Source organism: Flavobacterium phragmitis, from assembly GCF_900112575.1.
GTDB lineage: Bacteria > Bacteroidota > Bacteroidia > Flavobacteriales > Flavobacteriaceae > Flavobacterium > Flavobacterium phragmitis.
The window spans coordinates 107,840-133,788 of sequence record NZ_FOMH01000006.1 but is presented as its reverse complement, the minus strand read 5'-3'; the positions used below and the strand labels follow the sequence as shown (position 1 = coordinate 133,788).

At 34.7% G+C, this 25,949-nt stretch carries 14 protein-coding genes; 5 read left to right on the top strand and 9 right to left on the bottom strand.

Features of this window, described 5'->3' with window-relative positions; translation table 11 throughout:
• Positions 1 to 48: 48 nt before the first annotated feature.
• The 8 genes from BM289_RS12115 to porU form a co-directional block, all read right to left on the bottom strand.
• Positions 49 to 927: a helix-turn-helix domain-containing protein gene (locus BM289_RS12115; RefSeq protein ID WP_091494220.1), complete on the bottom strand. Its 879-nt coding sequence runs from the start codon at positions 925 to 927 to the stop codon at positions 49 to 51.
• Positions 928 to 1,022: 95 nt separating this feature from the next.
• Positions 1,023 to 1,553, bottom strand: coding sequence for a carboxymuconolactone decarboxylase family protein (locus tag BM289_RS12110; protein WP_091493694.1), 531 nt, complete (start codon positions 1,551 to 1,553; stop codon positions 1,023 to 1,025).
• A gap of 504 nt (positions 1,554 to 2,057) precedes the next feature.
• Positions 2,058 to 3,911, bottom strand: a complete 1,854-nt coding sequence (locus BM289_RS12105; RefSeq protein ID WP_091493690.1) for a hydrolase/aminopeptidase — start codon at positions 3,909 to 3,911, stop codon at positions 2,058 to 2,060.
• Between the two features lie 91 nt (positions 3,912 to 4,002).
• The gene (locus BM289_RS12100; protein ID WP_091493686.1) at positions 4,003 to 5,655 is read right to left on the bottom strand and encodes a pyruvate dehydrogenase complex dihydrolipoamide acetyltransferase; all 1,653 of its coding nucleotides are present in this window, start codon (positions 5,653 to 5,655) and stop codon (positions 4,003 to 4,005) included.
• Positions 5,656 to 5,660: 5 nt separating this feature from the next.
• Positions 5,661 to 6,659, bottom strand: coding sequence for a pyruvate dehydrogenase (acetyl-transferring) E1 component subunit alpha (pdhA, locus tag BM289_RS12095; RefSeq protein ID WP_012023629.1), 999 nt, complete (start codon positions 6,657 to 6,659; stop codon positions 5,661 to 5,663).
• Between the two features lie 160 nt (positions 6,660 to 6,819).
• The gene (cdd, locus tag BM289_RS12090) at positions 6,820 to 7,302 is read right to left on the bottom strand and encodes a cytidine deaminase (protein WP_091493684.1); all 483 of its coding nucleotides are present in this window, start codon (positions 7,300 to 7,302) and stop codon (positions 6,820 to 6,822) included.
• Positions 7,303 to 7,381: 79 nt separating this feature from the next.
• On the bottom strand, positions 7,382 to 8,587 hold the full coding sequence (gene porV / locus BM289_RS12085) for a type IX secretion system outer membrane channel protein PorV (RefSeq protein ID WP_091493681.1): 1,206 nt from the start codon (positions 8,585 to 8,587) through the stop codon (positions 7,382 to 7,384).
• 42 nt (positions 8,588 to 8,629) lie between these two features.
• On the bottom strand, positions 8,630 to 12,466 hold the full coding sequence (porU, locus tag BM289_RS12080) for a type IX secretion system sortase PorU (RefSeq protein ID WP_091493679.1): 3,837 nt from the start codon (positions 12,464 to 12,466) through the stop codon (positions 8,630 to 8,632).
• Positions 12,467 to 12,680: 214 nt separating this feature from the next.
• Here porU and gldJ point away from each other — a divergent pair, with 214 nt between their 5' ends.
• On the top strand, positions 12,681 to 14,366 hold the full coding sequence (gene gldJ, locus BM289_RS12075) for a gliding motility lipoprotein GldJ (protein WP_091493676.1): 1,686 nt from the start codon (positions 12,681 to 12,683) through the stop codon (positions 14,364 to 14,366).
• 115 nt (positions 14,367 to 14,481) lie between these two features.
• Complete coding sequence (locus tag BM289_RS12070) at positions 14,482 to 15,768, top strand: UDP-N-acetylmuramoyl-tripeptide--D-alanyl-D-alanine ligase (RefSeq protein WP_091493674.1); 1,287 nt, start codon at positions 14,482 to 14,484, stop codon at positions 15,766 to 15,768.
• Between the two features lie 36 nt (positions 15,769 to 15,804).
• Here BM289_RS12070 and BM289_RS12065 read toward each other — a convergent pair whose 3' ends face one another.
• Positions 15,805 to 18,684, bottom strand: coding sequence for a helix-turn-helix and ligand-binding sensor domain-containing protein (locus BM289_RS12065; protein WP_091493671.1), 2,880 nt, complete (start codon positions 18,682 to 18,684; stop codon positions 15,805 to 15,807).
• A gap of 344 nt (positions 18,685 to 19,028) precedes the next feature.
• On the opposite strand from BM289_RS12065, the gene BM289_RS12060 reads away from it, so the two are divergent.
• The 3 genes from BM289_RS12060 to BM289_RS12050 are packed head-to-tail and all read left to right on the top strand — an operon-like array spanning position 19,029 to position 24,797.
• A complete protein-coding gene (locus BM289_RS12060) occupies positions 19,029 to 22,256 on the top strand; it encodes a SusC/RagA family TonB-linked outer membrane protein (RefSeq protein ID WP_091493668.1) in 3,228 nt (1,075 codons plus the stop codon).
• Between the two features lie 17 nt (positions 22,257 to 22,273).
• Positions 22,274 to 23,977: a RagB/SusD family nutrient uptake outer membrane protein gene (locus tag BM289_RS12055; RefSeq protein ID WP_091493666.1), complete on the top strand. Its 1,704-nt coding sequence runs from the start codon at positions 22,274 to 22,276 to the stop codon at positions 23,975 to 23,977.
• A 28-nt stretch (positions 23,978 to 24,005) separates the two neighbouring features.
• Positions 24,006 to 24,797 carry a hypothetical protein gene (locus BM289_RS12050; protein ID WP_091493663.1) on the top strand — a complete coding sequence of 264 codons (792 nt, stop codon included), beginning with the start codon at positions 24,006 to 24,008 and terminating at the stop codon, positions 24,795 to 24,797.
• The last annotated feature ends 1,152 nt before the right edge of the window (positions 24,798 to 25,949 follow it).

The window sequence follows — 25,949 nt, the reverse complement described above, 5'->3', positions numbered from 1 at the left end:
ACAGTTTACAGTAATCAGCAGACTGCGACTGAAAACTGCGACTCTAAACTAAGCTTCCATTTTTCCAAAACCAACAGTTTCACGATAAATCTGTGGCGAAACATCGGCATTCGTTTTAAAGAAACGGCTGAAATAATGTTCGTCATCATAGCCTAATTCGTAGGCGATTTCTTTTACCGTTTTGTTGGTCAAATAAAGTTCTCTTTTGGCTTCAATAATAATTCTTTCCGAAATCAAATCGGTTAAGGTTTTATTGAAATAATTCTTAGACAATTTTGCTAACGCTTTTGGAGAAATATTTAATAAATCAGCATAATTTCCGGCCGAATGTTTGGTTTTGAAATTGAGCTCAATTGCATCTTTCAGGTTTTGGAGAATCAAAGGCTCTTTTGAATCTGGAACCGATTTCATTTCTTCCAACTGTTCTGTTTTTAATCTTGAAGCCGTAATTAAAAAGATTTTTAAATATGAAATCAATAACTCATATTGTGCCAATTCTGCATTCTGGATTTCAGCTTTCATTTGTTCAATCACCATTTTAAAAGTCTGCTCTGCTTGTTCTGTAACTTGAACATACGGTGGCTGATAAATATTATTGAACAAAACACCATTGCAAGAAACCTCTTTTTGGTGCATGTGAATGCAATAAAAATCAGGATGAAAATGAATTGCAATTCCTTCAATTGGCTCATTTACACAAAGCATAAAAGGCTGGTAAGGCGAAAAGGCGAGAAGTGAGTTTTCTTCAAAATGATGTTCCGCAAAATCGGCTTTTACCTTGCCTTTTCCTTTGGTGACCCAAATTAGCGAGTAATAATTATTGCGCTGTAAATGGTCGAAATGGCTGTTGTCATCAAAAGGAAGAATTTTAAAAGCCAAATTCCCATTTTGCGGATTGATTAAAGTGAAAACATTTTGAGAGCTCATGTGTTTTGTTTTTGAAAGCATAAAGATAGCCATGAAATAAATCCGTAGCTATCTTTATAAATTGTTTTTTGTTATAGTGAATGTGCAAATCTTGATTAAACTGCTGGAAAATCAATTTCTGTATTGGCTACATTATTAAAGTAGTTTGTTAAAACGTTTAAAGCTACATGACCAATAGTTTCAGCGATTTCAGCATCAGAAATTCCTGCATTTTTCGCTTTATTTACATCTTCATCATTTACTAAACCACCTTTACTGATTAAGGTTTTCGCAAATTGTAAAATCGCTTCTGTTTTAGTATCAGCAGAATTTCCAGATCTTGCTGCTTTTAAAACTGCTGGATCAGCTTTTACCAATTTTTCTCCAATAAAAGTGTGAGCTGCTAAACAATAATCACAAGAGTTGCTTTCTGAAACTGCTAGAGCGATTAATTCTCCTGTTTTTGCGCTTAATTTTCCGTGGCTCAAAGCGCCACTTAAATTCAGATATCCTTCCAAAACTGCTGGAGAATTTCCCATTGTTCTCATCATGTTTGGTACAACGCCTAATTTTGCCTGAACTGCGTTGAATAAATCTTTAGTTTTTCCTGTTACTTCTTCTGGGTTTAATGCTGTTAATCGTGCCATTTTATTTAATTTTTTAAAGTTGTTATTTGTTGTTGTCTTTTGACATTACAAAGTTGCGACGATTGCAGATTTTAAAACATGGAGGATTGACGCTATGTGATGGATAATTTTCCCTGAGTTTTTTTTAAAGGAGAATTATCTAGATGTTTCGGTTTTCGTAATTAATTTTTTTAGGAGCTAATCCCGCTATCCGTTCCAATCTTTAGTGGCGAACCCCGCCACTAAAGGATTTCCACTTCTATCGGGGCTAGGGCACTGGGTTTCAAAAGAGTGTTTTTTGTTTAGTTTGTCATTTCGACTGAAAGGAGAAATCACACTCGGGATTCTGCAAAGATTGTCGATAATTGTTAAGGAATTTCTAGTGTGATTTCTCCTTTCAGTCGAAATGACAAATGGTACGCATAAAAAATCCCCGAATACAATTTGTAAACGAGGATTTTTTTAAGTTTTCAGTCACAGTATTCAGTCTCAGTTGGCACTGAAAACTGCGACAGAGACTGAATACTATTTCAAAACACCTTCAACAGCTTGAATAGTTGTTGCATGATACCCAGATTTGGCTTTATCAAAAACATTTTTAGCCCAAACTTTTCCTTCTGGAGTTTTAGCCATTTCTTTGTACAACATCATAACAGAACCTGTTCTGCTGATTCCAATTAAGAATTGTTCAATTGCAGGATCAGCAGCTTTATATTTATGGCGAATTGCCTGAACAAACCATTGACGTTTGATAATGAAATTACCGCCTTTTGTAAAGTTGAATTCTTTATCAATTGCTTCCATTTCTTTTGCTGTAATATCAGCTGGAAGATGATCTATAAAATGCTGTTTTTCCGCAGTTGTGGTGATTTTTTTGCTTAAACCGGTTATGCCAGTTTCTCTCCAGTTTTTTTGAATGGCGTCAATAGCATCAAATTCTGCAGAACTTACCGGAAGGATATTTGATGGAATTCCTGGTTTGTAAATCCAGTCTTCTAATTGGATTTTATCGGCTAAAGCTTTATCTCCTTTTATAAGATTTTCGTTTAAATACTTTACAAAATCTTCTGTTGTGATCGATTGAAAAGCATGCGAATCAAAATAATTCTTAATAAACGGATCGAATTTATCGCGACCAACCGCATTTTCAATAACTCTTAAAAACGCATATCCTTTTACATACGGAATTTGGCTGATACCGTCATCAGGATTTCTTCCTGTCAAACTCACTTTTAATCTTGTGTCTGGATTTGTATCTCCAAATTCTGCAACATTATCAGTCAATTCTTTATTGGTAATAACGTTTTGCATGTCAAATTCTTTCTTTCCAAAGATCGCTTCGCCAATTCGGTGCTCAACATAAGTAGTGAAACCTTCGTTTAACCAAATATCATCCCAAGTTGCGTTTGTAACTAAGTTTCCGCTCCAGCTGTGTCCTAATTCGTGTGCTAGCAAACTTGTAAGCGAACGATCTCCAGCGATTACTCCTGGAGTCAAGAAAGTCAAGTTTGGATTTTCCATTCCTCCATAAGGGAAACTTGGAGGTAAAACCAAAACATCATAGCGTCCCCATCTGTATGGGCCGTATAATTTTTCTGCAGCGTTTACCATTTTTCCTAGTTCAGCAAATTCGTAAGCAGCGCTTTTTAAAACAGATGGTTCTGCATAAACGCCGGTTCTGTTGTCAATGGCTTGAAATTCGATATCTCCAACGGCAATTGCCATTAAGTATGACGGAATCGCTTTATCTTGTTTGAAAGTGTAAACTCCAGTATCATTTTTCTTCTGCGGATTTACAGCGCTCATAACCGCTAATAAATCTTTAGGAACTGTAACTTTAGCATTATAAGTAAAACGAATTCCTGGTGAATCCTGACACGGAATCCAAGTGCGCGACCAAACGCTTTCTCCTTGTGAGAACAGGAAAGGTTTCTTTTTGTCTGCTGTCTGTTCTGGTTTTAGCCATTGTAATGCAACAGCATCTTTAGTTGTGCTGTAGTAAATGTTTACTCTAGTTGTATTTGGCTCAATAGTAATATGAATTGGCTTTCCGTGAAATTCAACGTCTTTTCCAAGTTCAAATTTGGTTTCTTTTTCTTCTTCTCCTTGTCCTAAAGTAACTTTTGTAATATTCAAAGTGTTTTCATCGAAAATAATTTCGTTTCCTTTGCTAATATTATCAATTGTCCATGATGCTTTTCCTGAAATGGTTTGAGTATCAAAATCAACTTTGATATCAAGATCAAGATGTTTTGCGACAGCAAGTTCTGGTTTAGAATAACTGTGTTCGTCAACAACAATAGCCGTTTTTTCTGATTGCTCTTTTTTCTGGCAAGCAAATGCCGTAAGAAATAAAGCGACAAGAATTAATTTTTTCATTTTATGAGATTTTGAATTTGAGGATGAAAATTAAACAAAAAATCCCGTTCTGAAACTTCGGAACGGGATTTAATTATAAAATTAACAAAGATTACGCCAACATTGTAACTGGGCTTTCGATGTATTGTTTTAATGTTTGTAAGAACTGAGCGCCAGTTGCACCGTCAATTGTTCTGTGGTCGCAAGCTAATGATAACATCATTGTGTTTCCAACTACGATTTGACCGTTTTTAACTACTGGTTTCTCAACAATTGCACCTACAGAAAGGATAGCAGAGTTTGGTTGGTTGATAATTGAATTGAATTCAGTAATACCAAACATACCAAGGTTAGATACTGTAAAAGTACTTCCTTCCATTTCTTGTGGTCCTAATTTTTTGTTTTTAGCTCTTCCGGCAAGATCTCTTACTGAACCACCAATTTGAGATAAACTCATAGCGTCAGTAAATCTCAATACAGGAACAACTAATCCATCTTCAACAGCTACAGCAACACCAATGTTTACGTGGTGGTTAATGATAATAGCATCTTCTTTCCAAGTAGAGTTGATTTTTGGATGTTTTTTCAATGCTAAAGCACAAGCTTTGATAACCATATCGTTGAAAGACACTTTTGTATCTGGAACGCTGTTGATAGCAGCTCTAGCTTGCATTGCTTCGTCCATGCTTACTTCGATCACTAAGTTGTAGTGAGGAGCAGTGAATAAAGATTCAGAAAGACGTTTTGCAATGATTTTACGCATTTGAGAGTTTTTGATCTCTTCTGTGAAAACTTCACCAGCAGGAACAAATACTTTTGGAGCAGCAGGAGCAGATGCTTCTTGTTTAGCGGCAGGTGCAGAAGCAGCAGTTTGAGCCTGAGCAGATGGAGTAAAGTTTTCGATATCGCTTTTTACGATACGTCCGTTTTCTCCAGATCCTTTTACTTGAGATAATTGGATTCCTTTGTCAGAAGCGATTTTTTTAGCTAAAGGTGAAGCTAAAATTCTTCCTCCGTTTGAAGTTTCAGCAACAGCTTCTGGCGCTTTTTCAGCAGCAGGGGCAGCTTTTGTTTCTTCAGCAGCAGGAGCACTTGCAGTTGCAGCACCACCAGCAGTAAAGTTTTCGGCAACTCCAGAAATGTCAGTTCCTGCAGGTCCAATGATAGCTAATAAGCTATCAACAGGAGCAGTGCTTCCTTCTTGAATTCCGATGTATAATAATGTTCCAGCATTGAAAGACTCAAACTCCATAGTAGCTTTGTCTGTTTCAATTTCTGCCAAAATATCTCCTTCAGCTACAGTATCGCCAACTTTTTTCAACCAAGTCGCTACTGTACCTTCCGTCATTGTATCACTTAAACGTGGCATAGTAACTACTATAACACCTTTTGGTAATTCAGCTGCTTTTGCAGGAGCAGCAGTTTCGGTTTTTGCTTCAACAGCAGGAGCGTCCGCTTTTGGTTCCGAAGCTTCAGAACTGGCAGCAGGAGCATCGCCACCAGCTAAAAGAGCAGATATATCTTCTCCTTCTTTACCAATGATGGCTAATAATGAATCAACAGGAGCAGTTTCTCCTTCTTGAATTCCGATATGTAAAAGAGTTCCTTCGTTAAAAGATTCGAACTCCATTGTTGCTTTGTCTGTTTCGATTTCTGCTAAGATATCACCTTCGCTTACTTTGTCGCCTACTTTTTTAAGCCAAGTTGCTACCGTTCCTTCCGTCATTGTATCGCTCAAACGAGGCATTGTTACTTTAATTGCCATAATTCTTATAATTTATGAGGTGTAAATGGATAGTCTTCTTGTGCGTATACTACATCGTATAATTGTTGTAAGTCTGGATATGGAGATTCTTCAGCGAATTTCGCACATTCTTCAACCAAGTCTTTAACTCTTTGGTCAATTACTTCGATTTCTTCTGCAGTAGCATATTTTTGATCCAAGATTACGTCAAGAACTTGAGTAATTGGGTCGATTTTTTTGTACTCTTCAACCTCTTCTTTAGAACGGTATAATTGTGCGTCAGACATAGAGTGTCCTCTGTAACGGTACGTTTTCATTTCAAGGAAAGTTGGCCCATCTCCGCGACGTGCTCTTTCGATAGCTTCGTGCATTGCTTCAGCAACTTTTACAGGGTTCATTCCGTCAACAGGCCCACAAGGCATTTCGTAACCTAAACCTAATTTCCAGATGTCAGTATGGTTTGCAGTTCTTTCTACAGAAGTTCCCATTGCATAACCGTTGTTTTCAACGATAAATACAACTGGAAGTTTCCATAACATAGCCATGTTGAAAGCTTCGTGAAGAGAACCTTGTCTAGCAGCTCCATCACCAAAGTAAGTCATGGTAACACCACCAGTGTTAAAATATTTGTCTGCGAAAGCGATACCAGCTCCCACAGGAATTTGAGCTCCTACAATTCCGTGACCACCGTAAAAACCGTGTTCTTTAGAGAAAATGTGCATAGAACCTCCCATACCTTTAGAAGTTCCTGTTGCTTTTCCTAAAAGCTCCGCCATTACATTTCTTGGATCAACGCCCATACCAATTGGCTGAACGTGGTTTCTGTAAGCAGTAATCATTTTGTCTTTAGTCAAGTCCATAGCGTGCAGTGCGCCAGCTAATACAGCTTCTTGACCATTATATAGGTGTAGAAAACCTCTAACTTTTTGTTGGATGTATAATGCTGCAAGTTTGTCTTCAAACTTTCTCCAAAGCAGCATGTCCTCATACCACTTTAAATATACCTCTTTTGTAACTTCTTTCATCTGAATTCTTTCTTTTGCTAAAGTTGTTTGTGTTATCGATTATTGTTGCCTGTAACGCAAAATAGTTTCCTCCCACAAATTTGCGCCCGAAAGCTCGGGATGCAAAAATAAGACATTACATTTAAGAACTAAAATTTAATGACTACTTTTTGGCTTTTTTTTACAAGAACTTTTTATCAAACATCAATGGAAGCAAATTTTTTAATGATGACGATTTGTAAACCTCTCCAATTTCACCCATAAAATAAATTTCGATTGGTGTTTCTTGTTTTATTTCGTATTCTGCAATCGATTGTCGGCAAGAGCCGCAAGGTGGAATAGGAGCGGTGGTTTGATTAGTATCTGAAGCTGCTGTAATAGCCATTTTTAAAATTTTTGCTTCTGGATATGCGCTTCCTGCATAAAAAATAGCGGTTCTTTCTGCGCAAAGTCCAGACGGATAAGCGGCATTTTCCTGATTGGAACCTAGAATAATTTTTCCGTTATCTAAAAGTAAGGCAGCGCCAACTCTAAACTTCGAATAAGGAGCATACGCCTTTTTTCTTATTTCAATTGCTTGGTTCATTAAGTCCTGAATTTCTTCAGGCAGTTCGTTTAAATTCTCAAAAATTGTAAATGAAGTTGTTATATTGATTTCTTTCATCTGTTTTTAAGGGAAAAAAAATCCAAATTCCTAAAATGCCGGAATTTGGATTATGTTGTTTTTATTTTATTCTGTTCTTTTAATACGTCTCGTATTTGTCTCCAAAGTTAAACGTTAAAGAGAAACGAAGTGTATTTTCTAAAGGGTTTTTTATTTTCGAAGCAGAGAATAGGTAAGAAACATCGATTTTCATGATATTGTATTTGAATCCTGCTCCCAAAGAGAAAAACTGTTTAGCACCTTTTTCAGGGCTTTCATGATAGTAACCTAAACGCATTGCAAATGAATCTTGGTACATGTATTCTGCTGCAAGGCTATAGGTAACCTCTTTCATCTCTTCTTTGAATCCGCCTGGGGCATCTCCAAAAGATTTGAAGATACCAGAAACCCATCCAATATTTCTATAGTCATTGTAAGCGGCATCTGTAGCCTGCTGTTGTGTAATATCTTCTGGGTCGTCAAAATCTCCATCGCCATTTCCGTCAACAGCGGCTTGAATTCCTGGAGGTGTTGGAACTAAAAGTTTAGTAAGTTCAGCACTTACAGCAAGTTTGTTGTAGTCGTCAAAAATAAAATCAAATCCTCCTCCTAATCTTAAATTGGCAGGTAAGAAGTTTGAGCTTAAATCGTCTCTGTCATAGCTGATTTTTGGCCCTAAGTTTTGAAGATTGATACCGGCTCTCCATCTTCCATTGAAGTCTTGATAAGCAATTTCTTCTGATTGATAAAAAGCAGCTACATCAACAGCAAATGAACTTGCAGCCGATGCATCAACTTCTTCTGAAGCCACTTTTAAATTGGAGTTTATAAAACGCGCTCCAACAGCCATAGAGAATTGTTCGCTTAATTTTAGAGAGTAAGATCCATCCAAGGCGAATTCGTTTGGATTTACGGTTCTTACAGCCTCGTTAGGGTCTCCTGTGTATCGTAATTCAATTCCCCCGAAACCAAAATAACGAAAACTTCCAGCAAAAGCGCTTCGTTCGCTAAATTTGTTATAATAGGTTACCTGACCTAAAGAAATGTCGTTTGCAAGATCTGTTAAGTAAGGAGTGTAACTGATAGAAAGACCTTGTGCATCTTCTGAGAAAGCATATTTCGCGGGATTCCATTGTTGCGAGAAAACGTCAGCAGAAGTAGCGACTCCTTGGTCACCTAAACCCGCTGCTCTAGCATCTGCAGCAACTAATAGAAAAGGAACCCCGGTTACTATTGGTCTTGATTCCTGAGCCTTTGAATTAAAAAGGGTCAAAAGGCAAATTAATAAAAATGATAGTTTTTTCATTTAAGGGACATATGTTTTTTGGTGGTGCAAATATATATAATATTATAGGATGACAAGCTTTTCGTATTTTTCTGCTTTTTTATTTGTTAAATTTGATTTTACAGTTAGTTTGTAAATATACACTCCTTTTCCGATTCTATCACCAAAATCGTCTTTTCCGTCCCATGTAATCTCTCTAGATAAAAATCCTTCTGTTGTTATGGTTTGGTTTTTTGTCCAAACTACTTTACCCGTTATGGTCATTACTTGTACCTGCACGTCCAGTGGTTCGTAAGGCCTGTTGTGTGAAAACCAAAATTGAGTATAAGTTGAAAAAGGATTTGGGTAGTTAAGAACATGTGATAAGGTTAACGATTCGTCTCCTACAACTGTAAATTGAATCTCGCTTGTAACGGGATTGTTGTAAACATCCCAAGCAGTAAAACTTATAGTATGCAGTCCTGGAGCTAAATTTCTAAATGGAAAACGTAAGTTTCCATTTGTATAATCATCTAATTTTGTCTGATAGTAATCATTTAAAATATAAGGATTGCTAACATCTCCATCTAAAATTGCAACGATATCATGTCCGATTCCACTTGCTGTATTGATTCCGTTTTCGTCTTCTAAAAACGCTAAAAGGAATGGAGATTCGTTTGTGATGCCTCCAGATACAAAAGTTTCGTCGTTCATATATAACTTCACTTTTGGACTAATATTGTCCTGAGGTGCATTTTCATTAATCCCTCCAATTTTGATAGTATTATTATATCCAGTTTGATTTTCTAAAGTAGTATTTTTCTTTGAATAAAAACTAATTTTTCCATTATCAACAGGAATTCTAATATCTCTAGGAACTACAAAGCTAAATTCAAATTGTCCATTTGTAACAGATGCATTCCCTCTGAAAATAGTTTCGCCTAAAGTTTTAAACTGCATAGGCGGGCTTAATCCGTCATTGTTTAAAGTTGAGTTCGTAAGCATTTTGTCGAAAATAGCGGTTGCCAATTCTCCGTTATAGTTACTTAATAAGGTATTGTTTTCGTCTGTGATTTCTCCCGATATTTTAATTTTAGATAATGACTTGAAATCTGGAATTGGTTGCGAAATTGCAATGTCGTTTACTTTTGTTAAGTTGATTCTAGGCTTTGGAATTGCCAGCATCAAGGCGGGATCGCCTAAATAGGTAACAACGTTGCTGCCAGAACTGGAGTTTTCATTTTTAGAAATTCGAAGAGATTCGGCTATGCTGTTATATTGATTTGAACCGTATGATAGAAGGTTTCTGCTTAAAGTACTATTGAAGCTTTCTCCGTTTATCTTGCCAATTTGACGAATTGTGGTCAGCATAGAAATCGCTCCTCCTTTAGGATTCCAATAGACATATTCTCCAGCAGTTGGTCTTGACGGATCATCAAATCTTGAAAACTCACATGTTATGGTTATGAATAAAGGATATTTGTATTGATTATTCAGATTTTGACCATCTGATTTTTCCCAAATTCTTTCGCTCGCAAGTCCATCTTCTCCTCCGTGACCTAAATAGTTAAAAACTAAAGCTCCTTTTTCAAAAGCATTAAAGAAATCGGTTCTGGCTTTAGGGTATCTTGCTCCTCCTGCGGAAGCTTCTTGTGTGTAAGCGTCTAAAAATATTTTCTCGATATTGAAAAAAGGTTTTTCGGTTGCAATTAAGTCTGCTAGCGCGTTTTGATTGGCTTGTAGCGTTTCGTCTCCCGCTGTATCTGTATCGTCACTTATCAAAACAAAATTATTTCTCCAGTTCCCATAGGATTTAGTATCATGGTATTCTAAAACTTTATTGACCATTTCTTGTGCCTGAGCGTTATCTGAAACCAGCATGCGTCCTGTTGCGATGTCAATTCCGTCAAAAGGATAACCTACGATTCCTTCGTTTGCGTCCATAAGTCCATAAAAGTCATCGGTGGCAAATCCAGCTTCGCCTATAGTATAACTTATTAGAGATTGATAAATAGGAACAATGTTGTTGTTGTTTGAGATTCGATCTTTATAATCGTATGAAGCGTCACCAAATAAGTTTAGGTATTTTATTCTTTTTTCAGGAGAAGAAGCATTTTCATAAATGTATTTTACAAAATTTCGAATCCCGGCAATATCTTGTTTTCCTGATGAGAATTCCTGATAGATGTCTTCGAGAGAAACCACTTTTACATTTAAATTGGAATTGGTTCGATGGAAGTTCGCCAGTCTTTCGGCTTGAGAAACTAAAGATTTGATTGTGACAATTAGATAATCTATGTCTTGGAAAGTGTTTTGGCTGTTTCTGAAAATAGTTCCTTTTAAGTTCTGATTCGCAATTTTGGACTGATTTTCTTTTAAAGGAGTATAATAGTCAGAAGCGTCTATTGCGACATATTTTCTAACTTCGCCTAAATTGGCTTTGAAGCTAAAGCTGGGCTGATTTGAATTTTGAATTGTTAAGACATTATATAGGTCGGTAACATCCCAGACTTGAGAAATTGTTGTGGCGTTTCCAAAGGTGTAATTAACGACTCCTGCTGTGGAACCTGCATCATTATATTGAAAATGAAATTGTTTTCCTGTTCCCAGAAGTTTTCGTTTTGCGGTTAGATTGATGTAATCTAGATAGCCTTTAGATCCTGGGACTCCATTATTATTATAGGTAAGTTTTATTTTAATATTATCAGTTCCTGTAAATGTTGTGTTAGGAGGCAGGCTGTTGTTTATGTATTTAATTTCTGAGCTTGGTGTTAAGGAAGGGTAGTTTATGGTTCCTACGCTTAGTCCGTTGGCAGAAACTGTAAAAGAAGTATTGGTAAAAGCAGCTGATGCTGCAGCTGTTTCTATTTTTACAGGTACTGAAGAGTCAAGATTAGGGAAGTTAAAAGTAAATTCTTGTTCTTGATTTATATCGAATGATTCTCCAAGCCATTGACGGCCTAAGTGAACAATGTTGGTTTGATCAATTTCATGAAATTGATAGTCATCAAACGTGTTTAGCTCTAATGTAGTGCTAGCAGTAGGCTGATTAAGGTTTTGAATTCTTTTTCCGTCTCCGCCAGAAGCGGTAACATAATAATAAGATTTCGAGTCGTATAGGTTTAGATTAGTTTCGCTTTCAGTATTCCAGTTTTCAACTCCTTCTGCATAAAAAAGAATATAATCTTCATTGTTAAATACACCGTCATTTTCGCCAATTATTTGAATTGCATTTTCGGTTAAATCATCGGGGTAATAAGTGCTGTTGGCTAAAGGGAGCATTCGGCCTCCATTTCCGTAAATTTTGATTCTTCGCGGATCAACTTTTGATGGATCTAATCCTAAACTTTGCAAAAAAGATCTTGTGACTTTGTAAACCCCAGATTTTTGAACATAAAAACGATACCAGTCTCCAGATGCTAACACAGAATTTGAAATTGCTGCGGTTTTTTGAAAAATGGAACTATTGGAGCTTCTTGCTGTAGAACTGTTGATAGAGTAAGAAAAAGACTTGATGCGTTTAAAGCCATTTCCATCTTTTATTATCGGGTTTAAGGATAAAAAAGTACGCTTTAAGTCTCTTGCATTCGTAATTATTAGGGTCTCATTTGGTTTTGCAGGGATATTTTCAGGAGCTAAATCACCTAAATCAGCTTTAGATATAGACTCATAAATGACGTTGCTAATTTGTATTGAGCCGCCATTTGATAGGTTCGAGAGGTTTAGGTTTTCTAATAATGTTACGCTTTTTTTAGTCATATCAAAGCGAAAACCGCTTCCAGAGAAGTACGGAATTGTAATTCTATTTTCACCATAATTTGCTTCTTTTTTGTCTTGCCAATTTAGCGTTACCTCGCCATTTAGCTGGGGAAAAGCAAGAATTGGAATTAAAAAAAAGTAGATGAAAAATAGCTGTTTCATTGGTTTAAAAAGTGAAAATTAATTAAAAAATAATTAGTAAGTAAAAATATAGTATTTCATGTTACAGTAAATAATAAAAAGTATATTTTTGCGTTCGTAACTAAAGGTTATTTTCCTGATAAAAAACAGCTAAATAAAATTATTAGAACAGATGTTGCCAATTAAATGTTAATTATTATATTGCAGCACCTAAATTTATCACCTAAGAATGAGTATGAAAGTAAACAAAATTGTAGTCTTGCAATTAATGATGTCAATGGTATTGATGTTGGGCACGGCTAGTTGTAGCAAAAAATCGAGTTCGAGCCACGCTTCTAGAGCAACTGGTTGGGATGTAGATAGTCAGAATGGAACTGCTGCTAGAAATGCAGGTAAAAAACAACAGGCTGGTCCTGGTTTGGTTTTTGTTGAAGGAGGTACGTTTACTATGGGTAAGGTACAGGATGATGTTATGCACGATTGGAATAACACACCAACTCAACAACACGTTCAGTCATTCTATATGGATGAAACCGAAGTTACGAACGGTATGTACTTAGAATACCTAGAGTGGTTAAAGAAAGTTTTCCCGCCTACAGAAGAAAATTACAAAAATATTTACGAAGGAGCATCGCCAGATACACTTGTTTGGAGAAATCGTTTAGGTTACAACGAAACGATGACTAATAATTACTTAAGACATCCTTCTTATGCTAACTATCCTGTAGTTGGTGTTAACTGGATTCAAGCTGTTGAATTTAGTAAATGGAGAACTGACCGTGTGAACGAAGCAGTTTTAGAGAAAAACGGATATCTTCAAAAAGGTGCTAAAACAAATGATGTTAATGCTGAAAACGCATTTAATACTGAAGGATACTTAATGTCTCCAAGTACATCACGTGGTGGAAGCGAAGAAATTGTATTAAAGAAAAACCCAACTGGAAGAAGACCAAAAGCAGGAAAAGATGGTGTAGTTCCTGAAGAGAAAAATGTGTACGCACAACGATCTTCTGGAATTATCTTACCAGAGTACAGACTTCCTACTGAAGCAGAATGGGAATATGCAGCTGCTGCTGATGTTGGACAAAGAGAATATAACATCTACAAAGGGCAAAAGAAATATCCTTGGTCTGGAGATTATACACGTTCTAACAAACGTAAAAATAAAGGGGATCAATTGGCTAACTTTAAACAAGGAAACGGTGATTACGGTGGAATTGCAGGTTGGTCAGATGATGGAGCAGATATTACTAATGCTGTGAAAAGTTATGCTCCAAACGATTTCGGATTATATGATATGGCCGGAAACGTTGCAGAATGGGTAGCTGACGTTTACAGACCAATTATTGATAATGAAGCAAATGATTTCAACTATTACAGAGGAAACCAATATGCTAAAAACAAAATTGGTAAAGATGGTAAAGTGGAAATTGTTACAACTGCTACAATTAAGTATGATACTTTAAGTAACGGTAAAGTTATTGCGAGAAACCTTCCTGGAGAAATTGCACAGGTGCCGGTTGATGAGCAAGAAACTTATTTGAGACAAAACTTCAGCACAAGTGATAATATCAACTACAGAGATGGTGATAAACAATCTTCAAGATATTTCGACTTTGGTGATTCTGAATCAGGTTCAAAAGCAGACCAAGCTATGTACAATTCTCCTAAACATAATGTAACTACTGACAGTTTAGGAAAAATGATAAGAAAATATGATAATTCTAGTAAACGTACTACTTTAATCGATGATAAAGTAAGAGTTTACAAAGGAGGATCTTGGAGAGATAGAGCTTATTGGTTAGATCCAGCTCAAAGAAGATACTTCCCTCAAGATATGGCAACTGACTATATTGGTTTCAGATGTGCAATGTCTAGAGTGGGTGCAAAATCTGAAAGAAGAAAATCTCCTAGAAACTAAGAATTAGAATTTCTAGCATAAAAATTCCAAATTCCAAAAGCTGAATATTCAGTCTGGAATTTGGAATTTTTTTATTGTTTTTTTCTATTTTTATGGTCTATTTAAAATTTTATAAATGAATATTCAGGACATTCATAATTTGTTTTTACAATGTAGTTCACTTTCTATTGATACCAGAAAGATTGAAAGGAATTCAATGTTTTTTGCAATCAAAGGAGAGAATTTTGATGCTAATACATTTGCTAAGGAAGCACTAGATTTGGGGGCTTTGTATGTTGTTATTGATAACGAATCATACTTTATTGATGATAGGACTATTTTGGTTGAAGATAGCTTGCAGACACTTCAGGAATTAGCAAAATTTCACCGTTCTTATTTGGCGCTTCCAATTGTTGCTCTAACAGGCAGCAATGGAAAAACAACAACTAAGGAATTAATAAATGTTGTATTATCAAAAAAGTTTAAAACAAAAGCTACTATTGGAAATTTAAACAATCATATTGGTGTGCCTCTTACTTTACTTTCGTTTACAAAAGAAACAGAGATTGGGATTGTAGAAATGGGAGCTAATCATCAGAAAGAAATTGAATTCCTGTGTCAGATAGCGCAGCCGGATTTTGGTTATATTACGAACTTTGGAAAAGCGCATTTAGAGGGTTTTGGAGGGGTTGAAGGTGTGATCGCCGGAAAAAGCGAAATGTATCAATATCTGTATGCAAATCAAAAGACTGTTTTTGTAAATCTCGAAGATCCTATTCAAATAGAGAAATCAAAAGGAATTAAATCCTTTACTTTTGGTGTAAAAAAGGAAAGTGCCGATTTGAATATTCAAGAAATTACAGCAAATCCGTTTGTGGCTGTTAGTTATAATGATTTCAAAATCGAATCGCATTTAATTGGACTTTATAATGCTAATAATATAAATGCCGCAACGGCAATTGGGAAATATTTTGAAGTAACAGAAGCCGATATAAAGAACGCTGTTGAAGATTATGTTCCAGCTAACAATAGATCTCAAATGATGCAAAAAGGTTCAAATGAGATTATTTTAGATGCTTATAATGCAAATCCTAGCAGTATGGCTGTGGCGATTACAAACTTTCTTCAATTGGATAAGAATAATAAGATTATGATTCTTGGAGATATGTTTGAGCTGGGAAAAGAGAGTTTATATGAGCATAAAGTTATTGTAGATTCTCTGGCAACTCAAGATCAGTCATTATCTTTTTTAATTGGAAAATCCTTTTATTCGAATCGGGTTTTGAGTGACAATATAAAGTTTTTTGAAACTTTTGATGCATTTGCCGACTTCCTGAAAAGTTTCAAATTTGATTCTAATACTATTTTGATAAAAGGTTCGAGAGGAATGGCTCTTGAACGAACTTTAGAATATATTGCTTAAAACAAAAGCCATTCAAATTTGAATGGCTTTCGTTTTTTAAATAGTCATTAAGAATCCAATTAAGTTTTCCTTTTTATTTAAACCTAGTTTTTTTCTTAAACGATAACGTGCTAGTTCAACGCCACCTGTTGATATATTCATGATTTCGGCTATTTCTTTGGTCGACATATTCATTAATAAATAAGTGGATAAGTCTAATTCTCTTGGAGAAATGGTAGGGTATTGCCCTTTTAAACGCTTTAAAAATTCAAAATGCACATTTTTAATATGTTTTTCCAAGTCTTTCCAGCTCTTGTCGGTATTGACTTCTTTTACGATACTTTTATGCAGTTTACTGAATTCAGATTTGGTGTTTTCGTCTAGAATATTGGTGTCAATATCTTTCAGTTTGTGAATAATCCCATTTAATACTTTGTTCTTTTTGACAACTTGTAATGAATTGTTTACCAGTTCTTTGTCTTTTGCTAAGATTTTGATTTGGAGTTTGTCATTTTTTAGTTTTTCAATTTCTTTCTCCAAATCATGCTGTTCGTGTCTAATTTTGGATTCTTTTTCTAAATATAATCTTCTTTGTTCAATGGTTTCATAATATCTGTTTTTTCTAATTTTAAGTTTAATTCGAACTGAGATAAGATAAGCTCCCAATAATACAAGAATAAGATAGAATAAATAAGCTAGGAAATGCCTGTACCAAGGTGGGGATACCGTAAATTCAACTTCGCTGATATCAGATTCTATACCGTAGCTATTTCTGGCTTTTAATTTCATTACATAATTGCCTTCTCTTAAATTAGTGTACTCTTTTATGGCTGTGGAAGACCAGTTTCGCCAGTTTTCTTCAAATGGTTCTAATTTATAGGAGTACATCACATTTTCCTGATTTTCATAAGTAGGCGATGCAAAAGTAAATTTTACGCGATTGTGTTTATATGGAAGGTTGTAGGACTCTGTTTTACTGATAAGGTTACCTGTTAGAATAGTATCTCCTGGGAAGGAAAAGCTTTCAATGAATGCTTTTGGTTTAGCCATAAAAGTATTTGGGATGTCCGAGTTATAATGCGCCAATCGATCAGTTAATCCTATAAAAATGTTTTGAGGATCAATTGCATTTACAGAAACATAGTTGTTAACTAAATTTCCTGTCAAATTGGAGAATATAGCCTGTTTTTTAACATAACTTCCGTTTTTATTTTTAATTAAAACCCCTAGTGATTCATTAAATGCATACCATAAGTTGCCAGAAGGGTCTTCAATTAATGTGTTAATGGTAGGGATTCCTTTGAATAAATTGGTGATTTTTTTATCTTCAAAAAATACCTCTTGTTCAACTGAATATCTGTAAAAATGATTGTTCACTTGAAAGTAAACTTTATTGTTAATGTTTTGAAGGCTGTTAATTCCCTTGTATTTATCTGATATATTAACATGTTTCTTTATGAAATCAAATCTCTTTAAGTCATCTGACAATTTTACCTGATATAAGAATGGATTTTTCTTCAGCCATAAATAATTTTCATCTATTTCGACAGAAAAGTTATTGGTTGTCTCATCAAAACCTTTTACTTGATGCAAATAATCATATCCTGAGCTCGATTTTTTGAAAACAGAAAAACCGTTGTAACTTTCTCCTATAATATAATCAGGATGATTTGGGATTTTTTTGAATCCAAAATATCCTTTAGTATCTAGTATTTTCGAAACCCGATTTTTGTCAATAATTAAAGCGCCGCTGTTGCTGGCACAGATTAATACGTCGTTTAGAACTTGGATGTTCCAAACCTGAGAAATTGTTCCTTCGACTCTTATAAATGGGCTGTCTTTAAAAGTGTTTCCCCACGGATGGTAGAATAAACCTTGATTTGTAGCAACGTACAAATTGCCTTGAAATGTTGTTGAAGCATAAACTGTTCCGATGTTGTAACTATAATCAAAATACGAAAAAGGAGAGTTTTCGTTTATAAAAGTGATACCGTTGTCAAGTCCCAACCAGATATTATTTTTATTATCAACAAATGACGCTAAAATGGTGTTGTTTTGTATTCCTTTTTGTCTGTTTAAGTGTTGTATTATTTTTCCGCTTAAGTCACAGATAATAGCGCCGTCTAGTACAGAATTAAGTACGATGAATTTATTTTTAATTATAGAACCGCCAAGAGACGTGTTTTTCTTTATAAAATCATTCGCCTCGGTATCCCAAGGTTTTATTACGCCATTTTCAGATACAAAAAGTCCTTTCTCTAAAGTGGCATACATTAAGCGATTGTCAGGAAGCGGAAAAAGAGACCAGATTTCCTTGTCATTAAAGACAGTTGTGCCTTTTACAGCTGTAAGTCGTCTGTTTTTATATTCTAATACGCCTAGAGTTTTATCTTGAAAATAAAGGCGATTTTTTACCAAAAAAGAAAATTGGAATTTATGTGGGGCATTTAATGTGGTGATTTTTTCTCCTTTTAAGAAAAATACCTTAGAGAAAGATTGGAAAATAACTTCTCCATTAAAAATGTGGATTCTCCAGATTAAGTTGATATTTTCTTTGTCAATAGGACTTAGTAAGTTGTATAAAGAATGGTATTTTAAAATTCCTTTCTCATCAATCTTAAAATATCCAAATTCATTATTTCCTCCAACAAAAATCCTTCCCAAAGCATCGATTTTTAAGCTTCTTATCTCCGATTTATTAGGTAGAGAATATTTATGCCAGTTTGAGCCGTCAAACTGTATTAAACCGCTGTTGTTGGCAAAATAAATATTGCCGTTTTTATCTTGATCGATACTCCAGTTTTGGGTTCCTCCTTTGTATTCTGATCTTTTGTAGTTTTTTATGTCTGGAATTCCAATGTTTTTTACCTGACACAGTCCTATATTTTGTATGAAAAATAGTAATATAGTTATAAATGGGGTAACTATGAATTTCATAAAATTTTAAATGTATTTTTATTATAAATGCTGTATTATGTTATTTGATTGTTGATTTTTCAATCTTATTAAATCTGTTTTTTTAAATTATTTTTATTTTACAACGTTGTAGTTGTCTGTTAACTTATGTAATATACGATTTTTATAATTAACATTTTTATAACAATTTTTTTTCAAATCTAAATTACAGTAAATTAGTTAATTAAAAAATAAATGTTGTGTTTTTGTAGTGTAATCATATTTAGCTTGAAGTGTTTTTGTAAAGAATTTTAATTCTACATTATTAAAATTTAACATTATAATTGCATCAAATTACTAATTAATTAACCAAAATTTTTAGAAAAATGAAATTGACAAAATTACTTATTTTTTGTGTTTCGTCTTTACTGTTTTCAGTTATCGCATTTGCTCAGGATGTGACGGTAACGGGGACAATTAATGACGAAAGCGGATTGCCCGTCCCAGGGGCAACAATTTTAGTAAAAGGAACTAATAAAGCAACTGCGTCTGACTTTGATGGGAAGTTTCAGATTAGTGTTCCATCAAATGGAACTTTGGTTGTTAGTTTCGTTGGTTTTGAAACTGCTAATGAGGCAGTAAACGGAAGGACAAAGCTTAATATTGTACTTAAAGCAGTATCTCAAAGTTTAAATGAAGTAGTGGTTATTGGATACGGTACCCAAAAGAAAGCTTTGATTACTGGTGCCTCTTCGAACTTTAAAGGAGAAACACTTCAGGAGTTAAATACAGGAACTGCAATGGAAGCGCTTCAAGGAATTGCGCCAGGTATTAGTATTACAAGAAATAGTGGTGCGCCAGGTGCCGGTACGAAAGTTACTATTCGTGGACTTGGTACAGTTGGAAATTCAAATCCATTATATATTGTTGATGGTGTAACCGTTGGAAACATTGATTATTTGAGCCCGTCGGATATTGAGTCTATTGACGTTTTGAAAGATGCGGCATCTTCTGCAATTTATGGTTCAAGAGCTGCAAATGGGGTTGTACTAGTTACTACAGTTAAGGGACGTAAAGGACGCCCAGCTAGAATTAGCTACGATTCATTTTACGGAATTCAGAATATATACAAAAATCTTGATCCTCTAAATGCGCAAGAGTACATGTATATTATGGATGAAGGACGTGTAAATGATGGGTTGGCACCAAATGATTGGCATGCTATGTTAACCAATAATTCATGGTTAGAAAGCAATTATCCAGGTGCGGGAGTACAGTATGGCGAAGAGATTTGGCAAAATCTTCAAAATGGATGGAAAGGAACTAACTGGATTAATGAGATGTCTAAAAAGGATGCGCCAGTAGTTAGCCACGCACTTAATATTACTGGTGGAAGTGAGGATATCACTTATTCATTAGGGGTTTCTTATTACGATCAAGATGGTATAATTGGTGGAAATATTGTAGATGCTGGTTACAAAAGGTTAACTACAAGAATGAATAGCCAGATGGTCTTGAAAAAAAATGAAAGCCATAGTATTATTACTGTAGGAGAGAATATAACTTTCACAAGTACACAAAATAGAGGGGTATCATCTGGAGATATTTATGGTAATGATTTGCATAATGCGCTTACTCAAAATCCCTTGCAACCAGCTTATTGGCAGACTGCTTTTGATAGAAATATCAGTGAATTTGCTTTTTCACCAACATTAGATGGATTATCTACTAACCAAACAAATCCATTGGCGGTAATGTATTACAGAAGTAACTACAATTATCCTAAAGATTATAAAATTGCAGGAAATGCTTATGTAGAAATCGAACCTGTTGCAGGACTTAGATTTAAATCAGTTTTTGGTATTGATTCTTGGTTTGGAAATGGCAGATCTATGAATCCGGTGTATCATTTAGGAGTTTTATATAATGACTCAGTTGATGGTGCTTCACAGTATTCTTATTTTGGAGCTAATTCTACTTGGACGAATACGCTTTCCTATCAAAAACAATTTGGGAATCATAATGTTAATGCGGTTATTGGAATTGAAGAAATAAAAAATGCAGTAAATACAGAAATGAGTGGTTCACGAAATGGATTACTATTTCCTGGAGATCCAAGATATGCCTATTTAAATAATACCAAGAATCCAGCTTCAATAGCTGATATTAGTGCAAGTGGATTTGATTCAGCTGCTGGTGGCGGAGGTATTATGTCATATTTTGCTAGAGCACAATATGATTATAAAGAGAAATATCTTCTTTCTGCTGTAATACGTCGTGACGGATCGTCTAATTTTGGTAACGGCTACAAATACGGTAATTTCCCTTCTGTGTCTGCAGGTTGGGTCCTTTCCAAAGAAGATTTTATGTCTAGTACTTCAAAAGTTCTTAATTTCTTGAAAATAAGAGGTAGTTGGGGACAAAATGGAAATCAGGCTATTGATCCTTTTTACTATTCATCTACAATTGCTTATGCTTTTCCAGGATACTTTTTTGGAGATACAAAACCCGTTTCTGGAACAACTGCTTATCCTGCAAGAGTACCTAATCCAAGTGTTAGTTGGGAAACATCAGAACAGTTAGATTTTGGATTGGATGCAAGTCTATTTGATTCTAGATTAGGTGTTACGTTCGACTGGTATAATAAAACAACAAGAGACTGGCTGGTTATAGCTAAGCCTCCAGGAACATCTGGAGCAGAACCTCCTTACATCAATGGTGGGGATATTGAAAATAAAGGATTTGAAATTTCTGTGAGCTGGAAAGATAAGATTGGAGATTTTAAATATGGACTAACTCTAAGCGGGGCAGCAAACAAGAATAAAGTTACAAAGGTAGCAAATGCTGATGGTATCATTCATGGACCAAGCCATGTATTATCACAAGGAACTTCTGAAATTTCAAGAGCACAGATTGGTTATCCAATTGGGTATTTCTATGGCTTTAAAACAGCTGGAATTTTACAAAATCAGCAAGAAGTTGATGCGTATGTAGGACCAACTGGACAGCCGTATTTTAATGATCAGCGTCCTGGTGATGTTCGATTTGTTGATTTAAATAATGATGGTATTATTGATGAAAAAGATAAAACAATGTTGGGAGATCCAAATCCAGATTTCCAATTAGGTATTCAATTGAATTTAGAGTATAAAAATGTTTATCTGAATACAACAATGAGTGGTAAATATGGTATGCAGGTAATGCAGTCCTACAGATCTTTTGCAGATATGCCTAAACAGAATTATACTTCAGATGTTTTTGATCGTTGGCATGGAGAAGGAACTTCAAACAAAATGCCTCGTTTAAGTTCTGTATCAAACAGAAATACAAATTACATTTCTGATATCTATATGCAAGACGCGGATTATTTGAGAATTAATAATTTAACGGTGGGGTACAATTTCAATGAGCTGTTAAAAGATGTTAAGTTTATTTCTAATCTTAAATTCTATGTAGCAGTGAACAATTTATACACATTTACTAAGTATGACGGTATGGATCCAGAAGTTCGCTGGGGAGGACATAATGAAAACTTCCAATGGGCTTCGGGAATTGATCTTGGTTTATATCCGCAATCTAGAACGGTAATGTTTGGATTAAGTGCAGATTTTTAATATTAACACAAATTAAAATGAAAAATATAAAATTTATTATAGCAATTTCGGCAATTTTTATCGCGATAAGCTGTGATGATTTCCTGGATCAGGATAATCTTAAAGAGAAAAGTGTTGATACTTTTTATAAGACACCAACAGATATCGACGAAGCAATGGCAGGAGTTTACAATGCTCTTTATACAGTAAATATTCATAGTGAAGAGCAAATGGCCGCAAACTTGATGGATAATATGATGTTAGGTGGTGGTGGACCAGATGATAAATCAGCAAAATGGGTGGATAATTTTGAAGACCCTGCTGAAGATACCTATCATGATATGTGGAAACAATCTTATAATGGTATTTCAAGATCTAATGCTATTATAGAGTCGCTCCAAACAGCAGATTTTTCTAAATATTTTAGCACTGTTGCAGAGGCAGATAGTTTTAAGAAACAAGCATTAGGAGAGGCTTTGTTTATGAGAGCTTTCTTTTACTTTAGATTGGCCAAGTTTTTTGGAGGAGTACCTCTTATTATGACTTATGATGCAGATCGATATGCTGCTAGATCAACCTATTCAGAAACTTTTGCAGTAATTGCTTCAGATTTAAAAGCAGCCATAGAGACAATGCCAGCGACACCTTTTACAAGTATTCCAACAGCAAGATATGGACATGCTAATAAGTGGGTTGCAGAGGCTTATATGGCACGTGTCTTTTTATTCTATACTGGATATATGAGTAATATAGAAAAGCAGGCTACTACTGATCTTCCTCTTGTAGGTGGAGGAACAATAACAGGAACGCAGGTTGCTGCTTACTTAGATGATTGCATCAATAATAGTGGTCATAAATTAACTCCAGATTTTAGAAATCTTTGGCCATATTCCTATGTAAACAAAAATGCAGGCAATAATGTACTGCCTTGGGCAGCAACAGAAAATTTGTCATGGGTTGGACAAGACGGTATTAGTCCAACTTTTGGGACTGGAAACTATGAATCAATGTTTGTACAAAGATTCTCATTTGGAGACTGGGGCTGGACAAATGGTAATATCTATACTAATAGGCTTGCTTTATTTAGCTCTATGCGTGGTAACTCTTTAGTTCCTTTTGGTGAAGGATGGGGATGGTGCACTATCAATCCTAAATTATATAGTGGATGGTCAGATCTTGATCCAAGAAAACGTGGTTCTATCCTAGAAGTTGGAAGAGCAGATCAGGGAACAGCTACTTATGCTAAGGATAAAGGAGATCATGAAACAGGATATTTCAATAAAAAATACTGTTCAATTCAGCATGATAGGAATGGTTCAAATGTGGGTATGTTTGTTCAAATGTATGCGTGGGGAAATACAGATATGCAGTTGATGCATGCTCAGGATTTTATCTACATGCGTTTCGCAGATGTATTATTAATGCATTCAGAAATTACTAAAACGGCAGATGGTATGAATGCCGTTAGAGCACGTGCAAAATTAGGTCCAGTTGCTTACTCTATGGAAGCTATTAAAGATGAGCGTTTACATGAATTGGCTTTTGAAGGGTTGCACTGGTTTGATTTGGTACGCTGGGGTGATGTTGACAGTGCATTTAATGATGTAATCCAGGTTAGAAATTCTGGTGTGGATGCTAATTACAGTGTTAAATACAGACCAGAAACTAAAGGATTGGTTCCAATTCCAGAAACAGAAATGAGGGTGTTAAATGGAGTTTATACTCAAAATCCGGGTTGGTAATATTTAGTAACTATTAATAATTAGAAAGATGAAAATTTATAATATAAAATATTTATTAATTGCTGCGTTTATGCTGGTCTTTTCGGCATGTGACCCAATTGTAGATGAACAGCATTTGACAAATTCAACAGATGTTGCAGGGGTTAATCTAAAAGTAACCCACAGCACTCCTGGAGGTAATAAAATTACTTTGACTATGGATACACCAGGTGTTACTGGTTATTGGGATTATAACCTAGGCAAAGCTCTGACAAATGAAATAACACTTGTATATCCAATTCCTGGTAAATCTACATTTACTTTTGTAGGGACTTTAGGAGGTGAATTTTTTACCAAGACCATAGATGCGCAAATTGATAAATTAGATACGCCTTTAGATCAAGATTGGTATGACTTAGTAAGTACGAATACTTCTGCCGGAAAAACATGGGTTTTTGATGGAGCAGCAGGTACTGGTGCTATGTATTGGTTTATGTCGCCCCCAGATAACCCAGATTCTGCGATGAGTGCATGGTGGAATGCCGGAGATTGCTGTCCTCCTCTTGATGTAGCTGGAAGCATGCATTTTGATTTAAATGGTGCCGCAAACTATAATCACTATCAAACCGCTTCTGCAGCTGCAGAAAAAGGAAGTTTTGTTTTAGATATTGCTAATAAAAAACTGTTTATTACAGGTTCAAAAATTTTAGGTTATGAAGCTGGTAATACAGCTAATGAATATAATATTATTACGCTTACAGAAGATAAATTAGTGTTATATGTGCCAAGAAGTTTAAAAGATGCTGGTACAGGATGGACATTTGTTTATAAACCTCAATAATATTTTGTGTTAGTTATCTTCGAAAAAGGAAGATTAAAACATTCCTTTTTCGAATTTTCAAACATTATTTATTTTACTCAAACGACATAGAGTAAAATAATAGAAAGTTTAAACTACTATGGTTAGTTTAAGTTAAGTTTATTGCCTGGGTAGCCCATAATTTCGATTATGGGCTATTTTTTTGTTTATAACTTAATGAACTTTAAGATGCATTATTTCTCTGTTTAATTGTCTTCTGTATTCACTAATAATTCGTTTTTTGATCTGTTTTAAGCTTGTATTTTCTATTGAAGTCCCAACCAGGGCTTTTATTTAGTTTTCAGTCTTAATATCATCGTTTTTCTTGCCCATTTTTGATCTTGTTTGGTTTGTCAACAGAAATTATTTGATTAGAAAGCACTTATGCAATATTAATTTGCCTTAAAATCCAAAAGACAATTAATATCATTCTGCTATAACAAACGCTTTGTTTAGTTACATTTTTGTTTGAAATCCTAAATCTTTTCCTTTTAAGAGAGTGAGAGGCTGAAAGCAATCATTAAAAATAAAAACGTACCTAGCTAAAACTTTCTTTCTGATGTTTTTTGGGAGTAAATCAGAGACGTTGGGGATTACATCTTCCAAAAGTGTATTTAAAAATCAATTTTACCCTTCTTCACAATGAAAATAACCTAAAAAAACGATATGTAAAAATACTTTTTTGTAAGTAAAACCTATATAAAAATATAAAAATAAGAATTTTCCTCCGTTAAAATTTTTATTAATAATGAAAAAAAACTAAGGTAAAAATATCATATTCTCTGTTTTGGTTCTTTAGGAATTTTTATAGCTGTTTTGGTTTTAAATGTTTGTAAAATAAGTGTTTACGTAATTGTTTGTACTACTATCACGTTGTAGTTTTATAAATTTTACGTCTAATTTATATTTAAAAATCTATGTAGTGTTTATTTTTAAAATTAACTTTTCTTTAGTACTATTTTTTGTTTTTGTAAATGATTGATTATTAATTTATTATATTTTTTTTGATGTGTTTTTATAATATTAAAATTTTCATTTTGATGTGTTTTTGTATGGATTTATAAATACGAAAAACAAAAATTTAGTTTTAGTATTGCATCGAATTACTAATTAATTAACCAAAATTTTTAGAAA